The organism is Kitasatospora sp. NPDC101155 (assembly GCF_044768305.1).
GTDB lineage: Bacteria > Actinomycetota > Actinomycetes > Streptomycetales > Streptomycetaceae > Kitasatospora.
Genome location: NZ_JBIWPN010000008.1, coordinates 91,698 through 109,216, shown reverse-complemented (window position 1 = coordinate 109,216; position 17,519 = coordinate 91,698). Strand labels below are relative to the sequence as shown.

At 68.2% G+C, this 17,519-nt stretch carries 12 protein-coding genes and 1 pseudogene; 8 read left to right on the top strand and 5 right to left on the bottom strand.

Annotated features, from left to right (window positions below):
* Positions 1–107: 107 nt before the first annotated feature.
* The 3 genes from ACIRYZ_RS14495 to ACIRYZ_RS14485 all read right to left on the bottom strand — a co-directional run bounded on the left by ACIRYZ_RS14495 (position 108) and on the right by ACIRYZ_RS14485 (position 6,691).
* Positions 108–3,266: a BTAD domain-containing putative transcriptional regulator gene (locus ACIRYZ_RS14495; protein WP_402943605.1), complete on the bottom strand. Its 3,159-nt coding sequence runs from the start codon at positions 3,264–3,266 to the stop codon at positions 108–110.
* 69 nt (positions 3,267–3,335) lie between these two features.
* Positions 3,336–4,592, bottom strand: a complete 1,257-nt coding sequence (gene xerC / locus ACIRYZ_RS14490; RefSeq protein WP_402943602.1) for a tyrosine recombinase XerC — start codon at positions 4,590–4,592, stop codon at positions 3,336–3,338.
* A gap of 962 nt (positions 4,593–5,554) precedes the next feature.
* Positions 5,555–6,691 (bottom strand): tyrosine-type recombinase/integrase, encoded by a 1,137-nt coding sequence (locus tag ACIRYZ_RS14485; RefSeq protein ID WP_402943599.1) that lies wholly within the window; start codon positions 6,689–6,691, stop codon positions 5,555–5,557.
* Between the two features lie 190 nt (positions 6,692–6,881).
* Between ACIRYZ_RS14485 and ACIRYZ_RS14480 the strand changes: the two genes are divergently transcribed.
* The 4 genes and pseudogenes from ACIRYZ_RS14480 (at position 6,882) to ACIRYZ_RS14465 (ending at position 10,301) form a co-directional block, all read left to right on the top strand.
* The gene (locus ACIRYZ_RS14480; RefSeq protein WP_402943596.1) at positions 6,882–8,018 is read left to right on the top strand and encodes a Fic family protein; all 1,137 of its coding nucleotides are present in this window, start codon (positions 6,882–6,884) and stop codon (positions 8,016–8,018) included.
* 292 nt (positions 8,019–8,310) lie between these two features.
* A pseudogene (locus tag ACIRYZ_RS14475) lies at positions 8,311–8,607 on the top strand (transposase family protein); the annotation flags it as partial.
* A 166-nt stretch (positions 8,608–8,773) separates the two neighbouring features.
* Positions 8,774–9,007, top strand: a complete 234-nt coding sequence (locus ACIRYZ_RS14470) for a hypothetical protein (RefSeq protein WP_402944068.1) — start codon at positions 8,774–8,776, stop codon at positions 9,005–9,007.
* Positions 9,008–9,503: 496 nt separating this feature from the next.
* On the top strand, positions 9,504–10,301 hold the full coding sequence (locus tag ACIRYZ_RS14465; protein ID WP_402943593.1) for a hypothetical protein: 798 nt from the start codon (positions 9,504–9,506) through the stop codon (positions 10,299–10,301).
* Positions 10,302–10,317: 16 nt separating this feature from the next.
* Here the strand turns inward: ACIRYZ_RS14465 and ACIRYZ_RS14460 are convergent, their stop codons facing one another.
* Positions 10,318–11,175: a hypothetical protein gene (locus ACIRYZ_RS14460; RefSeq protein ID WP_402944041.1), complete on the bottom strand. Its 858-nt coding sequence runs from the start codon at positions 11,173–11,175 to the stop codon at positions 10,318–10,320.
* Between the two features lie 32 nt (positions 11,176–11,207).
* Positions 11,208–11,765, bottom strand: a complete 558-nt coding sequence (locus ACIRYZ_RS14455; RefSeq protein ID WP_402943590.1) for a hypothetical protein — start codon at positions 11,763–11,765, stop codon at positions 11,208–11,210.
* A gap of 139 nt (positions 11,766–11,904) precedes the next feature.
* On the opposite strand from ACIRYZ_RS14455, the gene ACIRYZ_RS14450 reads away from it, so the two are divergent.
* The 4 genes from ACIRYZ_RS14450 (at position 11,905) to ACIRYZ_RS14435 (ending at position 17,516) form a co-directional block, all read left to right on the top strand.
* Positions 11,905–12,450 carry a hypothetical protein gene (locus tag ACIRYZ_RS14450; RefSeq protein WP_402943588.1) on the top strand — a complete coding sequence of 182 codons (546 nt, stop codon included), beginning with the start codon at positions 11,905–11,907 and terminating at the stop codon, positions 12,448–12,450.
* Between the two features lie 99 nt (positions 12,451–12,549).
* Entirely contained in the window at positions 12,550–12,915 is a 366-nt protein-coding gene (locus tag ACIRYZ_RS14445; RefSeq protein WP_402943586.1) for a hypothetical protein, read from the top strand.
* A 464-nt stretch (positions 12,916–13,379) separates the two neighbouring features.
* Complete coding sequence (locus ACIRYZ_RS14440; RefSeq protein WP_402943583.1) at positions 13,380–14,516, top strand: protein kinase; 1,137 nt, start codon at positions 13,380–13,382, stop codon at positions 14,514–14,516.
* Between the two features lie 51 nt (positions 14,517–14,567).
* Entirely contained in the window at positions 14,568–17,516 is a 2,949-nt protein-coding gene (locus ACIRYZ_RS14435; protein ID WP_402943581.1) for a DEAD/DEAH box helicase, read from the top strand.
* The last annotated feature ends 3 nt before the right edge of the window (positions 17,517–17,519 follow it).

Here is a 17,519-nt window from a genome sequence, read left to right as displayed (position 1 = left end):
GTGACATCGGCCCGCGCGACGAGGGCCTTGTTCCCTGGGCATCCTCGTTGGCGATCATGTCGGCTGAAGCGACCCCCGTTGGGCTCGGCTCCTCGGGTACGCGTGAATCAAGCAGCGAGCGTGACCTCGACCAGCTGAGACCAGCTGGTCCGCGTCCCCTCCCGAGACGCCTCGGCGAACTTCGCATCGCCGAGGCGGTGCCGCGCGGCCTGCTCGATCCGGGCCACGTCCGGGTGGGAGCGGTCCTCCAGGCCGCGCACGCCCGCGCTTGCCGCCAGGAGCCGTGCGGCCTGTTCGTGCTCGTCGCGGCGCAGCGCCAGGTCCGCGACCCCGACGAGCACCTGCGCGATCAGCGGCGCGTGTCCCGCCTCGGACGCCGCTTCGCAGGCTGCCGCGCGGTGCGTACGGGCCTCGCCGAGATCGTTGGCGAGATAGCCGAGCAGGTCGTGCGTCACCGCGCGGATCCTCGCCTGCTCCGCGTCGTCGCCCAGCATGGTCGTCGCGATGCCGAGCTGCCTGTACGCCTCCTCGGTGTTGCCGCCCCATCGGGCGAGTTCCGCCTTCGACAGGGCCAGTTCGGCCAGCCTGTCCGGCCAGGCGACCCGCTCCGCGCACCGCTGCGCCGCGGCGATGGCGGCCGCGCTGGCGGCGTCGTCGCCCATCAGCCAGTACAGCTGCGCCTGCCGCGACCGCATGTGGATGACGTCCTCGGTGGCACCGACTTCGGTGACGACCGCGATCGCCTCCTCGTAGTACTCGCACGCGTTGGCGAACTCGCCGCGCACGGCGATCCGGTCCGCCAGTTCCGTCAGGGCGAACGAGATCCCGAATCGCTCGCCGATCGTCCGGAACTCGGCGAGCGCCGTCTCCAGGTACGCGTCCGCGTCCCGCCCGGCCTGGCCGAGCATGATCCGCATCTTGCCGAGGTGCAGCCGGGCCAGTGCGCGCACCCAGGGGTCCTCGTGGTCCAGCAGCGGTTCGAACGCGGACAGGGTCGCGTCGGGCGCCTGCAGCATGCGTTCCAGTGGGGCGACGAACCCCAGTGCCGGGTGGCGGCACTGACCGTGCCGGCTGAACCGGTACGCCTGGTGGATCCACTCTGCGGCCTGGTGTTCGTCGCCCCGTCCGGAGCTCACGAACATCGAGAGGATGGCGTACACCGTGGCGCGGACCTCGTCGGCCACCTCGCCGGGCGTCTCGGTGGCTGCGGTGATCAGCTTCATGCCTTCGGCCCTGTGCCCGCCGAGCCACCAGTACCAGCCGGAGCCCACCGCGAGCCGCATCGCCGCCTGCGCCTCGCCGGCCGCGAGCGCGCCGCGCATCGCCGAACCGATGTTGTCGTGCTCGGCTTCGAGCGTGGCGAGCCACTCCAGTTGCTCGGCGCGGCGAAGATGCGGATCCGCGGTCTCGGCGAGCTCGGTGAAGTAGGCGAGATGCGCGCGGCGCGCCAGGTCCGCTTCCCCCGCCTCCGCGAGCCGGTGCCCGGCGTACTCCTTGATGGTGCCGATCATGCGGTAGCGCGGGGCGCTGTCACCTTCGGCGAGCAGCAGTGACTTCTCGGTCAGCGCGGTGAGGAGCTCGAGCACCTGCTCCTGCTCGACCGGGCCGCCCGCGCAGACCCGTTCGGCCGCTTCCAGGCTCGTCCCGCCGGAGAACACCGCGAGCCTTCGCAGCACCGTCCGTTCGGCGTCGGCGAGCAGTTCCCAGCTCCAGTCGACCACCGCGCGCAGGGTCTTGTGTCGCGGCAGTGCGGTGCGGCTGCCGCCGGTCAGCAGCCGGAATCGGTCGTCGAGCCGATTGGCGAGCTGATCGATGGACATGGTGCGCAGCCTGGTCGCGGCCAGTTCGATCGCCAGCGGCATCCCGTCCAGCGCCCGGCAGACACGCACCATCGTCGCGAGCGTGTGGGCGTCGACGGCGAGGTCCCGGCGCACCGCCCCGGCGCGGTCCCTCAGCAGCTGGACGGCGGGTGAGGACTCGATCTCGCCGGGGTCCGCGTCCCCCTCCGGCAGGGCCAGCGGATCGACGAGCCACAGCGCCTCCCCGGTGATGCCGAGCGGTTCCCGGCTCGTCGCCAGGATCCGCAGCCGCCGGCACTCCCCGAGCACCCGGTGGGCGAACACCGCGGCGGACTCGATCAGGTGCTCGCAGTTGTCCAGGATCAGCAGCGCCTCCCGCTCGCGGATCGCGGCGATGAGCCGATCCGTCAGTTCCGCGTTCGGTGTCCCGCTGAGCAGGGCGTCCCGCAGGCCCAGCCCGGCGAGCGCCGACTGCGCCACGTCGTCGTCCGCGCCGGTGGCGGCGAGCTCCACCAGCCAGGCCCCGTCCGGCAGGTCGCCGAGCAGCGTGCGCGCGGTCTCCGTGGCCAGTCTGGTCTTCCCCGAGCCGCCCGGCCCGATCACGGTGGTGAGCCGGTGCTCGGCGATGAGCTCGCGGACCGCGGCGACATCGGTGTTCCGGCCGACGAAGGTGGTCAGCTCGGCGCGCAGGTTGGTCTTGCGGCTCTTCTCGCCCCGCCCCAACTCGCCCCGCCCTAACTCGCCCCGCAGCAGCGCGACATGCACAGCGGACAGCTCCGGCGAGGGGTCGGCGCCGAGCGTGTCGGCCAGGGCCTCCCTCGCGCGCTGGTACACCAGCAGCGCCTCGCTGTCGCGACCGGCCGCGACGAGGGCGCGCATCAGCACGGCGACGAGCCGTTCCCGCACCGGGTGCGCGGTCACCAGGTCGGTCAGCTCCGTGACCACCTCCGCACCGCGCCCGAGGGTGACGTCCGTGTCGGCCCGCTCCTCCGTGGCGGTCAGGCGCAACCCCTCGAGGCGAACGGCTGCGGCGTCGAACGCGGCGCTGTTCCGCAGACCGACGTCCTGCATGGCCGCACCGCGCCACAGCCCGAGGGCCTCGTGCAGCAGCCGCACCCGCCGGAAACCGTCCTCGGTACGGGCCTGGCCCGCGATGACGAGGCGTTCGAACCGCACGGCGTCGACGGCGTCGGGCTCCACCGCCAACCGGTAGCCGTCCGTCCGCCCCTCGACCACCCCGTCCGGCAGCGCCTTCCGCAGCCGGGAAACCAAGCGCTGCAGGGCGTTCGTCGCATCGGCGGGCGGGCACTCCCCCCAGATCCAGTCGACGAGCGACGCCTTCGGGACCACGTGACCCGGCCTGAGCGCGAGGGCGACCAGCAGTCCGCGCAGCCGTGCGCCCGGCACGTCGACCGAGCCGCCGCCGTCCGTGCGAACCTCCAGTGGACCCAGCATCCCGATCTGCACCTGCTGATTTTGCCACGGCTGCTTGACAGGCCGTCAGTTGCTGCGAAATGCCTGAAGTCCTGTTAGCGGCTACGCCGCTCGCAGGACGCCACCACCGCGAGCCCGGGTGAGGTCCTGCTGGACCGACCTGCTGTCGGCGTTGTCGAAGGCGGTGGAAAGTGCCTTTACGGCTTCGTCGGCGGATTCTTTGAGGAGGTGGCCGTAGAGGTTGATGGTGGTGGCGAGGGTGGAGTGGCGCAGGGTCTTGGAGACGATGGCGAGGGGGATGCCGGCGGCGATCATGATGCTGGCCGCGGTGTGCCTCAGGTCATGCAGGCCGATCCGGGGGAGGCCGAGTTCGGCGGTACGTTTGCGGAGCTGGTCAAGCACCCACTGGGGCCGCAGGGGTGCGCCGTCGGGACGGCCGAAGACGAGACCCTCCAGGCGCCCGTCAGGGCGAGTGCCCATCTGGATGGCGGCCTGTCGGTGGAGGGCGGCCATGACTCTGGGGGAGAGGCTGATCCAGGCGCGGCTGGCTTCGGTCTTGGGCTCGCGGAGGTGGATCTCGCTGTTGTCGATGGCGGCGAGGGCCCAGCGGACGTAGAGCTGGCGGTCCATGAGGTGGACGTCGGACCAGTGGAGGGCGAGGATCTCGCCGCGGCGCATGCCGGTGCCGAGCATGACCTCGAAGAGGTCGGTGAGCTGGTCGGCGTAGTGCTCGGCGCCGTGGCGCAGGAAGGCGGCGGCCTGGTCGGGGGTCCAGCAGGTGCGCTCGGCGGCGCGGGGCCTGGGTGGGACGGAGTGCTTGGCGGGGTTGTAGCGCAGTCCCCAGGCGCGGACGGCGGCGTTGAGGGCGTTGCGCAGGGTGGAGAGGATCCGGTAGACGGTGACCTTGCCGCGCTTGGCCTTGCGCTGGGCGGCGATCCAGCGCTCGATGTGCTTGGGGCGCAGGTCCGGGAGGCGGTAGCGGCCGAAGGCGGGGATCAGGTCCCGTTCGACGCACGCCTCGTAGCCGGCGTAGGTGTTCGGCGCGAGCACCTCCTTCTTCACCGCCAGCCACTGGCGCAGGAAGCTCGCCACCGTGGTGCGGCGGTCCTCGTAGACACCCCGCAGCTCACCGTCCAGCACCGCCTTCATCTCCCGGGCCGCCTCTGCGCGGGTGGCGAACCCGCCACGCCGGCGGGTGCGGCGCTTGCCCTCCTCCGGGGCCAGGTCGACGCAGTACGTCCACGACCCGTGACCCGACTCCTCGAGCAGCCGCACGCACCACGGACCCAGCTGCTTGCCGTGCTCGTCCGTACAGCCACACCGGCGGTAGACACGGCCCCTGCTCTGACGCTGTCCCATGGGTGATTCCTCCCTGGACTGGACGACTACGGGTCCAAGGCTGCGCCGTCGGTTCGGCGTGGCGGCAGAGCGTGCGGGTAGGGGCGGGAAGCACGACGGGACCCATCAGGAAGGACACGCTCCAGACGACACACCGTACGGAAGATCACGATCCGCAGCCGGTGGGTAAGCGACCATGATCCGCCCGCAGACGCCGGTCCGGCGAGCCGACCGGCGCCGTCTGCACCGAGGCTGTCGGGCCTGCTCCATGGCCCGTCCTGAAGGTCCGACAGATTCCGGTCACCGGCAGTAGCTGCGGCGGCGTGGCCGCCCCTGGGACCACTTTGGGACCACATCCCATGGGCGCTCATGGGCGCCCATGGATCAAAACGGGCGCTTGTGCACGAAGTGAACACTGGCGGAACGTCAGCCCGCCCTGGCGTCGATCCTGTCGAGATGTGCCAACTCACGTTAACCCCAGTCAAGTTGAGCAACAAAGAAGCCAGAGCTGCGAGGCTCTGGCTGTCGACAATAAGTGAACCCCTTGGCTGGGGGTCAAGGGGTCGCAGGTTCAAATCCTGTCGTCCCGACTGTGAAGTCGGTTGTGAGAGCGGGTACTTGGGAAACCAGGTGCCCGCTCTTGCTGGTTTTCAGGGCCCGTTTTTGGTCCCGGGTGGTCCCAAAATGGTCCCCAGGTTTGGCCATGGGTGCGTCGCCACCCGTTGCTCCAGTGGCTGGTATGCGGATTGTTCTTCGATCTCAAGGTGAAGTGCGAGACCTCCTTGCCGTTTTGCTGGAGCGAGGCGTGGTGGCGCACTTGACCTTCGGTCAAGTGCGCCGGGCGTCGGTCAAGTGGGTCAAACTGGTTCATATCGGGGTATTTCTAAGGCCTTTCTGATGCCTGCTGCTTGCTGTGAAGTGACTCGGGCCGACTCGAAGCGGCTTGGCAGTGGCCATTTCGAGGCAATGGCGGTCACGGTGTGTTACCAGCGGCGCGTGATCTGGCCGTCGCATTGGAGCTTCTCGAGGTGATGAGTGAGGGCTTGGCCGGCTTCCAGGATTCGGAGCACGTCAGGGTGGAAGTAGCGCTGGGTGGTGGTGATGAGCCGGTGTCCCGCGATTTCCATGAGGATGTGCGGAAGGAATCCAGCGTCCGCCATCCACGTGAGCCCGGTGTGGCGCAGATCGTGGCGTCGTAGGTGCTCGTAGCCGAGGTCGCTAATGACCTCGTCCCAGTGCGTGGCGTCGCGTAGGACGGCGGTGCTGATGCGGCCGCCGCGCGGGCCGGTGTAGAGGCGGGCGTCGGGGTCGCCGCGGGTGGCCTGCAGTCGGCGGGCGATGAGCGGGCGCAGCGGCTCGATGATCGGGATGAAGCGGGCGATCCGGCCTTTGGTGTGCTTGTCGACCAGACCGCCGGGTGCGGGAGTGGTCTGTCGGCGGCAGGTCAGGAGCCACTTGTCGGTGTCGACGTCGCGGGCCCGAACTCCAGAGACTTCTCCGATGCGGGTGGCGGTGCAAGCGCTGTGGACGACGACGTCGCCCCAGCCGCGGTAGCGGTTGTACGAGGCTTCGACCAGGGCGTCGGCGAGTTCGATAAGGGCGTCCCAGTCGCGCAGCGCGAGGGTGCGGGGGTCTCGCAGTTCGTCCTCGGCCTGCTGGAACTGGTGCTGCCATCCGGTGATGTGGGCGGGATTGCGGTCGAGGACGCCATCCACGATGGCCTGCTCGAAGATGCGGGAAAGCATGGCGAGGGTGTTCTTGATCGTGGAGCGGCTGCAGCCGTCGGCGATCGAGCCGAAGACTGCGGCAGTGATGAGGGCGGTGGTGATCAGGCGGAGGGGGAGGCGCCCGAGCTCGGGCTCGATCCGCAGGTGCCAACCGGCGAGGTAGGGGACGTGTGTGGTGGTTTCCAGGCCGGCCAGGATGGCCGAGAGGCGGAGGTTTACGTAGTCGTCAAGCGGCATGGAGGCCAGGGACGGGAGGACGGGGCTGCCGGTGGCATTGGCCAGGATGGTCAGCCATTGGGTGACTAGTGTCGGGTCGAGCCCATTGTGGACGGCCCCTGCCAGGAAGCTGGCCCAGGCGTGCGTCTGGGTCGGCGTGACCTGGGTGGACGGCAAGCGGCGGCCGGTATGCGGTGAAGTGCGGTGTTGCGAGCGCCGGGCGCTCGCCGGAGCCGGAAGGCCGGCGGTGGTGATCTCGCTGAACGGATCCAGGGCGGCTGAATCCGAAGGGTTTATTGAAGTACTCATGCACCATGGTTGGCCAAATCTCCTTGACTGCTTGATGCCGTCATGGTGTCATTGCTTCATGCTCTATGGTGTGCCGTCGCTGCAGGACATCGACCAGTCCGTCCTCGCGGAGATCGACGAGATGCGGGACCGGTTGCGTATCCATCTGCGTACCTCACGTCGCTGGGAGGGGCAGCTGCGGCGCAACCTCACGGCGCGGGCGATCGCCGGATCGAACACGATCGAGGGCTATGCCGCGAGCGTGTCGGACGTCGAGGACATCATGGTGGGCGAGGCGCCGATCGATGCGAACGACACCGTCACGGCCGAGATCGAGGGCTATCGGCAGGCGATGACATACATCCAGCGCCTCGCCGAAGCGGGCGATGACTTCGCCTACAGCAAGGGCCTGCTCAACTCGCTGCACTTCATGATGCAGGGCCACCACCTGCTCAAGCGGCCCGGCTGGTGGCGTACCGGGCCGGTCTACGTCACTTCCGCCGAGGATCCGACCATCGCTGCCTACACTGCCCCTGACGCCCAACAGCTGGCGGGCCTGACCGGCGAGCTGGTGGAGTGGCTGAACGAGGGAAACCTCGACGCACCGGGCCTGGTGCGTGCATCGATGGCGCATCTGAATCTGGTGTCGATCCACCCGTGGTCGGACGGCAACGGGCGGATGTCCCGCGCCCTGCACACCCTAGTCCTGGCCCGCGAAGGGATCATGGCACCGGAGTTCTCCAGCATCGAGGAATGGCTCGGACGGGCCCGCAACACCTACCGCTACTACGACATCCTCGCCGAGGTCGGCGGCCCGGTCTGGACTCCCGACCGCGACACCCTGCCCTGGATCCGGTTCTGCCTGCGCGCCCACCACCAGCAGGCCCAGAGCGTCGAGCGTCAGGTGAATACCACCCGCGAGGTCTGGACCGCCCTCGACGAAGCCGTCGAGCAGCGCGGCTGGCCCGACCGCATGCTCTACGCCCTCTACCCCGTGGCCATGGGCAACCGCCTGCGTCGCGCCACCTACCAGGCCGACGCCGAACTCAGCGAACAGCAGGCCCAGCGCGACATCCGCGAACTGGTCCGCGCCGGCTGGCTTGCTGCCCAGGGCGAGGCGCAGGGCCGCTACTACACTGCAGGCTCGGACCTTCCCGAAGCCATTGTTCGAGGCATACGGGAACCGCGGCCCCTTCGCGATCCTTATGCCTCCTGAAGTACATTCAGCGGGTGTAAGGCCGATCAGGAGGAATCCTGCGCCGGGTTTAGGCGGTGCAGGTGATCGCTCCGGTCGATTCCGAGAGTCTGTTGACCAGAGGTCGCACCTTCTCTGCTCATCTTGAACATTTGTTTTGCTCTCCCTTCCGGAGCGCTCAGCACAAGATTTGTGCGGTCCCTGCTTTCGGCGGGTCTGTCCAGTGAACGGCTCTGTACCGTAATCGGCAGTAACGAAGGGTGACGGTCGTCGCTGGTGTGGCATGCGCGATGTCAACGAGCTTGTGAGTAGGGTGTTTTCGGGACTGTTGGCCTTCGTCGTCGAGAGCGTGGCGGAGGAGGGCGAGGTCATCGGGGTATTGGCGCGAACCCGGGAAGATCCGGCGCCGCGCCCGATGTGCGGGCAGCCGACGGGGCAGGTGCATGCCTTCCATGGGCGGGTGGTCGCGGACGTACCGGTGGAAGGGCGTCGGGTCGTGGCATCGGTGCGGGTCCAGCGCATGATCTGCCCGGTCCTCGGATGCCCGAGGCAGACGTTCCGCGAGCAGGTTCCCGGCCTGATCGAACGGTACCAGCGGCGCACGCGCCGTCGACAGGGGCCAGGCACTGGCGGGCCGCGACTACAACGGCTCGGCCGCCCAGCACCGGTTCCTCCAGGACCCCCGCGCGGCCGCAGGCCCCCAACGAGATCATCACGCAGGACGGCGGGACCGAGGTGGCACTCTCCGTCGATGACCTCGAACAGGCGCCCTTCCCGTGTCCCCGAACACTCGCCGCGGCACCCAGCGGTTCAGCACGATCTCCGCGGGCCGGACCAGCTCGGACGCCTGCTTCCACCCGGTCAACCAGGGGCAGTACGCCAACTCGACGGCGGCCCACCCCGGGCAGCCGCTGGCCGGCAACCTCGTCACCATGGGTGGCTTCCGCCCTAACGACGATGGCTACCTGTGGTGCGCGACCCGACGGCTCCAACGGGGCCCTGCTGACTAACCACACCAGCCCGACGGACTGGAACCTCACCAGAGTTCGGCGTCCGACGAGACGGTGCTCAGCAGCCCCGCCTCCACCACCGTCAAGCTCCACTGGAGGTTCCTCCCGTCACCCAGTGACCCGCTCGGGGCCCGGTATACCCGGCGGGCGGCCGATCCCCGGATCGGCCAGCTGCTGGCGTGCTCTCGGTGTCGGGGCACCCAGTTCGGCATGCTCATCCAGTAATTCGTTGAGTACCCGATCGAGCGACTCGCTGTGCCCCCGGTCCGCACACTCGCTGGGCCGGTCCCCGCCTTACCAAGCAGACATTTCCCGGCTGAACTTGGGCATCAGAGGCGTTCGATGGCGCTTTATTGATCAAAATCCTTCGCTTACAATCAAGGGCGGGGGAGTCGGCTGCCGATGACTATAGGGTCAGAGGATGAATGTCACTGCTGCAAGTCCAGAGGAACCGGAGAGGCGACCCGTCTCGCGAATCGTCAAGGTAACCCCAGAGATGGCCAAAACCTTCCTGTCCCGGACTTCGGTCAATCGACGCCTGGACATGGGGCGGGTGAGAGCTCTGGCGGTAGCCATTCTCCACGGCGAATGGAAACTGACTCATCAGGGAATTGCCTTCGACGAGGACGGTGCACTTGTCGACGGTCAGCATCGACTCCATGCGATTGCCACGGCCGGGACTCCCGTAGATATGTTCGTCGTAGACGGGTTGGCAAATGATGTTTTCCCTGTTCTCGATTCCGGAAAGAGCCGGAGTGCAGCGGATGCGCTGTTGTCGACTGAGGCTAAGTGCCGACCTATGCTTGCCTCAACCATCCGTCACGTGATTCTCTTCAAGACCATGCCGAATGATCCCTGGAGCGGCTCTCGTGCCTATGTGCCGAACGATCGGATCCTGGCCGCGTACACCGAGGACAAGGACAGGTTCGAGGAGGCGGTGCGCATCGGGCGCGAGCTTTCCAAGCACCTGTTCGCGAGTCAGACGGCGGTAGCGGCGGGGTTCTTCGTGACCAATGAGGCGGCGCCTGCCGCAGAAATCGATGAGTGGATCTCGGGCCTCAAGTCGGGTGCGAGTCTGGATGCTGGCGATGCGCGGCTCGCCCTGCGAGAGGTGCCGAGGGAAACGCAGAGGCGGGGATCCAAGCGTAGGATGGATGTGCGGGATCAGGTGTCGATCTATATCAAGGCGTGGAACGCCTGGGTCGAGCCGGAGAAGGCCGGAGAATTGCGTCTCCGCCGCTTGCGGAAGGGGGAGGAGATGCCGATGCCAGTCGAAGTGAAGTTCGAGCGCTAGGAAAGCACTTGCGGGTTCAGGGGAGATTGCTGCGAACAATCATGTTCCCGGCCTCCCCCAGTACCACGACCTCCCGTCCCAGGGACTTGGCGACCCGATCGACAAAATCACGCGAGATTGACTGCGAGGAGCCAGTCGGACTCTGCGCGACGATGACCACGCTCTCACCCTCCCAGGATGAGTGGGTGGCTGCCCAGCCGATCTTGGCGAACGAGGATGCGATGAACTTCTCCTCGCTGATCCGGCGAATTTCCCGAGATGGCCTCGGCGTCCCGTCCGCCGGCAGCGCGTGACTCTCGATTTTCGCCATGCGGTGATCGAGCTGCCGGGCGATGAGGAGGATTTCCTCCGTCATGTCGGCCTCGGATCGCTCCACCGCGGTCGGAAGGTTGTCGCGCGACGAGATCGCACTGATGCTCCTCAAGTCGTTCTCGAACTCCGGCCAAGTTCTCTCGAAGGCACGTTCCAATCGGGCACGCGGAATTTCCAGGCCGCCCGAGGCATCGTTGATGTCGAAAAGAAGCTTCCGCACGTCGTCTTTGCTGTCCCCGATGATGGCCTGGAACTGGCTGAGAGGGCTGATGAGTTCGGTCGCTTTCATGCCGATCAGGAACGGGACGACGTATCCGCCGTCGACCTGCTTGGAGAGGGCCCCGGCCTCAAAGTTGATCCAAGTGGAAGTTTGATTTTCCGGTGTTATGCAGATGATCCCGAAATTTGTTTCGGAGAGCTCGGATGTGATCTCCCGGACTCCTCTACGTCCTGCGGAGATGTCCAGACTGGAGAACCATGGGTTGATGTACTGGAGAACCTCCGGAAGCCAGGACCACAGGGATTGGGCAGTCTTCTTGGAACGCTCTCCGGACCAGCTCAGGAATACTTTGATGGCGGCTTCCTTTCACTTCTTTAAACTCTCTCGCGTGCCGCCTTGAGTAGGAGTGCTTGTTCCGCCTTGAGCGATCCGTACGACTCGCGGACATAGGAGAGGAATCTGTTTCCCGGATGGCGAATCAGGGTGGACTTGCTCGGGTCGGCTTTGTCCCAGTTCGCCAGAAGGGCGTCGTAGGTAGCTGCGTGTGCGCAAAAGTCGAGGACCACGGGCGGCATTTCTCCTCCGATGATAAGGTCGCCCCGGGCGGTGATGATCTCTCGCATCTTCTGAGCAGTCGGGGCGAAAACCGCCTCGACCCACGTGCGCCACCGCGCTTCCTCCGGTTCCGTCAGCGGAATCCCAGCCGGGCCTGAATCAGCGGGCAGAATGTAGAGTCTGTGGTACTCGTTCCACGCCTTCTCGTTCGTTTCGGTGAGAACGAGAAGTGGGCCATAAAGGTCTTTCAATTGACTGCTCACCCAGTCGATTCGCGCTTTCCTCAGCGATCTGCGAGTCTCTCCTTGATGGTTCAGCCAGTAGGCCATGGCGGCAATCATGATGCTGGCGCAGGCCGTTACCATTGCTGCGATCACCGGAACCTCCATGGCTGCTTCGTGTGGTATTCAAGCATGGCGCGGCAGGATCTCGCTACCGTTTAGGCAGTGAGGCTCTCGAAGCGCAAAGGGGCAGCCCGCGAATAATTAGAAGATAATATCTCCGACCGTTGCTGCGGTGTTGCATCCCGGGGCGCTCGCGCAGCGGAGGGAGGTGCGGCTGGAGCTGTTCGCCGACTTCCGGGACGCCGGTCGCACCGGGCATGCCGGAGTACGGGGAGGACAGCTGCCTGCCCTTCCGTGTGCCCAGTACGGCGACGACCTGTTCGCGGCCCTCGGGGCGGTCGCCGCCCGGCTGCTGGACGGCGCCTCCGAGTGGAAGTTCCCGCCACTGGGCGGCCGCCGCCGAAGAGCGCCTCGCCGCCACGGCCCGCAGCGGCGGCGAACGGGCGACCACAGCAGCGCTGGCACGGATCGTCGCCGCCCTGGCCAGGGCGGCCGATGCCCCGACCACCGCACCGTCTTCGGCCCGTCCTGCGGACCCGGGACGCGGCTGCTCGCCGTCGGTCCGCCCGCCCACCGCTACGGCCAGGACCTCGACCCGGCGGCCGTCGGCGTGACGGAACTGGGGCCCGGCTCGCCGCCACCGCAGCCACGGTGGCCTGTGGAGACTCGCTGCGCCACGACCAGTTTCCCGGCCTGCGTCCGACCTGGTCGTCTGTGAGCCCCCGGTGGGCGTGGTCGACTGGGGCCGTGAGAACCTGCTGCGCGACCCGCGGTGGGAGCTGGGCGTCCCGGCGCGTGCGGAGGGCGTGCACTGATCGTGCTCCCCGCATCGGTGGCCTACCGGAAGTCGGGTCGCCGGATCCGGGCCGAGCTGATCCGAAAGGGACTGCCGGCATCCGTGGTGGCCCTGCCACCAGGCCTGGTCGCCAACCACGCGCTGCCCGTGCACCTGTGGGAGTTGCGCCGGCCGGCCGAGGGCGCCGCCGCCCCGACCCGGATCCGGATGGTCGACCTCGGCGCCGCGACGCCGGAGTCCATCGTCGCCGGTGCCGAGGAGGCGGCCGCAGGGCAGGTCGCCGAGGTCCCGCTGATCGACGTGCTGGACGAGGACGTCGATCAGCCCCGGGCGTTGGGTGGTCGCCGACCGCGGAGACTACCCGGCCGAGTACGCCGCCCTGCGTGACCAGGTTCGCTGGCTCGCCGAGGAGCTGCTCGACCTGCTCCCGGAGCTCCCGGCCGGACCCGGCCGGGTCGAGGCGGTGACAGTCGGGCTCGGCGACCTCGTTCGTGCTGGCCTGGTCGAGCTCGACAGCACGTCGGCGACCTCCCGGACCGATCAGCTCGACCGACTACCTGCGTGGCCTCCTGCACAGTCCGGCCAACACCCGCCGCAGCACCACGGCCACCGGCACCTTCCGGCTGGACGCCCGCAGCGCGCAGCTCCCGCAGATGGATATCGAGCGCCAGCGCGAGTACGGCGCCGCGTTCCGCCGACTGGCCGACTTCGCGGACCGGCTCCGCGCGAGGTCGCCGCGATCGGCGAGCGGGCAGCAGGCTGGCGCTCGACGGGCTCACGAACGGTGCCCTGCTGCCAACGCCCGGGAGCCCCTCGGCCGGGTAGAACGAGTGCTAGGAAGGACAGGGGCGATGATCCGTTCGACTGATAGCCTCGCCATCGTCTGCCCGGGACGGGACACCATGGGGGCCAAGGTGCTGAAGCCGCTCACAGCGGTCGATCCGACGACGGTCGGCGACTTCCGGCTGGTGGGCCGGCTCGGCCACGGCGCTATGGGAGTGGTGTACCTCGGGTACCGCTCGACCCGGCCGGTGGCGGTGAAGGTCGTCCGACCGCAGCTCGCGGAGGACGAGTACTTCCGTAGGCGCTTCGCCCAGGAGCTGGAGGCGATCCGCCGGGTCGGTGGGTTTCACACCGCGGCCCTGGTGGATGCCGACCCTCATGCGGCGGTGCCGTGGATCGCCACCCAGTACATCAACGCGCCCTCGCTGTTCGACCTGCTGGAGCAGCACGGCAGCGTCAGTGAGCTCGGAGCGTGGTGGTTGGCCGCCGGTCTCGCCGACGCGCTTATGCATGTGCACTCGGTGCACCTGCTGCACCGCGACCTCAAGCCAGCCAACGTCCTGGTGGCGGTGGACGGCGTGCGCGTCATCGACTTCGGCATCTCGCACGTCAGCGGCCGCACCGGCCTGACCACGGCGAGCGCGGCCCTCGGCACCCTTTCCTACATGGCTCCTGAGCAGGCCGCGGACTCGCGCAAGGCCAGCGAGGCCGCCGATGTCTACAGCCTTGGCGCCACGATCGTCCACGCGGCCACCGGGCACGTACCGTTCTACGCCCACCTGGTGGCGCAGCGGACCCTGGACACCCCGCCCGACCTCACCGGTCTCCCGCCGGGTCTGCTCGACCTGGTCAGCCACACGCTGGCCTACGAAGCGGAGGACCGGCCGACGGTGCAGATGGTCCTGGAGGAGGCCATGGAGCGCCTCCTGCAGTTCGGCGTGTCCACAAGCGCACACGTGTACCCGCCGCTGCCGCAGGCGTTCCTGGCCGAGATGTTGGAGCGCCAGGCCACCCCGCTGGACGCCCCACCCACTGCGGAGCCCGCGCTGGTGCCGGAACCGGACGCCGAGCCCGAGTGGCACGGTGCCGCCGTCGAGCCGGACCCGGTTCGGCCTCCGGCCGACAAGCCGGACCCCGAGCCGGCCCGTTGGGCCGCGCGTTGGCGCAGCCGCATCGAGGACCGCCGCGGCGACTACGGTGGCTGAACGCCTACCGAGAAGCAGCATGCAATACGCAGCAAACGAAGGAGACCGCCAGTGACCACCGTCGCCGACAGTGCGCCGGGCAACGCGACCGGCAGCGAGACCCCGTTCGCCGCGGGGATGCAGGTCCGGGCCCGCGACGAGGACTGGCTGGTCGTGGAGGCTACCAGGACCAGCAACGACGGCACCCGCCTGGATGTCCGGGGAATCTCGCCGCTGGTCCGTGACCAGCGGGCGGTCTTCTTCGCCCATCCCCGGCTCGACCAGGTCACCCCGCTGCGCCCCGAGGACACCGACCTCGTCCCCGACGAGTCCCCTGAGTGCCGGCGCTCCCGGCTCTTCATTGACGCGCTGATCCGTAAGACGCCACTGCCACAGTCCGAACAGCGCCTCGCCACAGCCGGCACTCACCTTGTCGACGACCTTGCCTATCAGCGCGAGCCGGCCATGGCCGCACTGCGGGCGCTGCGCCCGCGGTTGCTGATCGCGGACGCGGTCGGCCTCGGCAAGACCCTGGAAGTCGGGCTGCTGCTGTCCGAGTTGATCCGGCGCGGGCGCGGTGAGCGGATCCTGGTGGTGACGCCCAAGCACATCCTGGAGCAGTTCCAGCACGAGCTGTGGACACGCTTCGCGATCCCGCTGGTCCGCCTGGACTCGGCCGGTATCGAGCGGATCAAGAACGACATCCCGGCCGGCCGGAACCCGTTCTCCTATTACAAGCGCGCGATCATCTCGATCGACACGCTGCGCTCGGACCGCTGGCGCAGCCACCTGATGCAGGTCACCTGGGACGCCGTCGTGATCGACGAGTCGCATAAACTGATCAACACTGGCACTAAGAACAACCGTCTCGCGCAGTTGCTCGCTCCCAAGACGGACGCGCTGATCCTGGCCAGCGCCACCCCGCACAACGGCCAGCGGGAGTCCTTCGGCGAGCTGCTGAGCATGCTCGACCCGACGGCCATTCCCGACACCAGCGACTACGACGAGACTCAGCTCGACCACTTGTACATCCGCAGGCACAAGATGTCCCCGGACGTCTCCGCCGAGATCGGCCACAAGTGGGCTACCCGCAAGCCGCCGATCGCCATCGAGTGCACGGCGGGCCCGGCCGAGCAACGGGTCTTCGAGGAGCTGTACGACGTCTGGATCAACCCCTCCGACGGGCGGCAGGCACCCGTCTCCGGCAAGGGCGCCCGGCTGTTCCCGTACACCCTGCTGAAGTCCTTCCTCTCCTCGCACGCCGCGCTCGCCGAGACCATTGGCAACCGGATTGCCCGGATCGACGAGAAGCCGCAGGGCCGCCAGGCCGAGCGTGACGCGCTGGTTGCCCTTGGCGCCGTGGCCGAGGAGGTCCGGACCGAGGAGTCGGCCAAGTTCCAGCGGCTGGTGGCCGAGCTCGGTGCCCTGGACGTCCGTCCCGGTTCGGACACCCGCGTCGTCATCTTCTCCGAACGCCGCAAGACGCTTCAGCTCCTGCAGGACTCCCTGCCCGCGGCGCTCGGGTTCGCGCCGGCTGGCGAGAAGGGCGGCGGTGCGGTCCGCCAGCTCCACGGCGGGCTCTCCGACGACGAGCAGCAGCGCACCGTCAAGGACTTCGGCTTGGCCGACAGCGACCTGCGGGTCCTGCTGACCGGCGACATCGCCGCCGAGGGTGTCAACCTGCACCGGCAGTGCCACCAGATGATCCACTACGACCTGCCGTGGTCGCTGATCACCATCGAGCAGCGCAACGGCCGCATCGACCGTTACGGCCAGCAGCACTCCCCGGAGATCCGTGCACTGCTGCTGCTGACCGCCGACGAGGACCCGGAGCGCCCCTCGGCCGACCGTGCGGTCTCCCAACGCCTGCTGGAACGGGAGGACGAGGTCCACCGGACCCTCGGTGAGGCCGCCTCCATCCTCGGCCTGCGTGACGAGGCGCTGGAGACGGAGGCCATCATGGCCGGCCTGGCGGACGGCGTGCCGTTCGACGCCGTCGTACCAGCTGTCCCGTTGGACCCCTTCGAGGCGTTCATGGCCGACCACAGCCCAGACGGCGACTCCTCCGGGTATCGGGGACCACAGCTCTTCGCCTCCACCCGCGCCTTCGTGGAAGAGGCCTTGGACGAGGTGTACGAGAACCCGGAGCAGCGGATCGGCAAGCGCTGGGACGAGGACCACCCGAAGATGATGGTCTTCACCCCCGACCGCGAGCTCCAGCGCCGCCTGCTGGTCCTACCCAAGTCCTACCTCGACGAGCGGCGGGTGCTGGAGCAGCTCCGGGTCACCTTCGACAAGGAGTTCGGCCAGGAGCGCCTGGACCGTGCCCGGGAACGCAGCGGCGACCGCGGCCGGGGCGCGATCACCAGGCAGGAGCGGACCGAGACGTCCGGCTGGCCCGACGTCAGCTACCTCACCGACCAGCACCCCGTGGTGGAGTGGCTCACCGATAAGGTGCTTGTCCGGCTCACCCGCAACACTGCGCCGATTATCACTGCTGACGTCGACGAGCCCGTCTTCCTCACCCAGGGCATGTACACCAATGCCAAGGGCCACCCGACCGTGCTGGCTTGGACCTGCGTCACCGGCCTCGCCGACGGCACCCCGGTCTTCGACGACGACCTGGTCGGAGTCCTCGACCGCGCCGGCGTCAAGCCGAGGATGCTCAACCGGCCCTTCACCGGCGACGTTCTGGCGCTGAAGGCCCTGGTACCCGCCGCGGTCCGGGCCGGCCGCGAGCACCTGGCCGAGCTGCGCACCGCCCAGGAGGCCCCGCTCACTGACCAACTCGCCCGGTATGCGGAGCGGCTTGAGGCCTGGCGCAAGGCCAGCCTGTCGACCTTCGAGCAGCTCAGCTTCGACGGAGTCCGCCGCCAGCACGCCGAGAATCGGGTGCAGAAGACCGCCATAGAGGTCGAGCAGCTGATCGACCAACTGGCCACCCAGGGCGAATCGATGGTGCGGGTGATCGGGGTCCTCGCCCCGGCCGGCCCGACGACCCAGCAGCAGAAGGACGCGTGACAC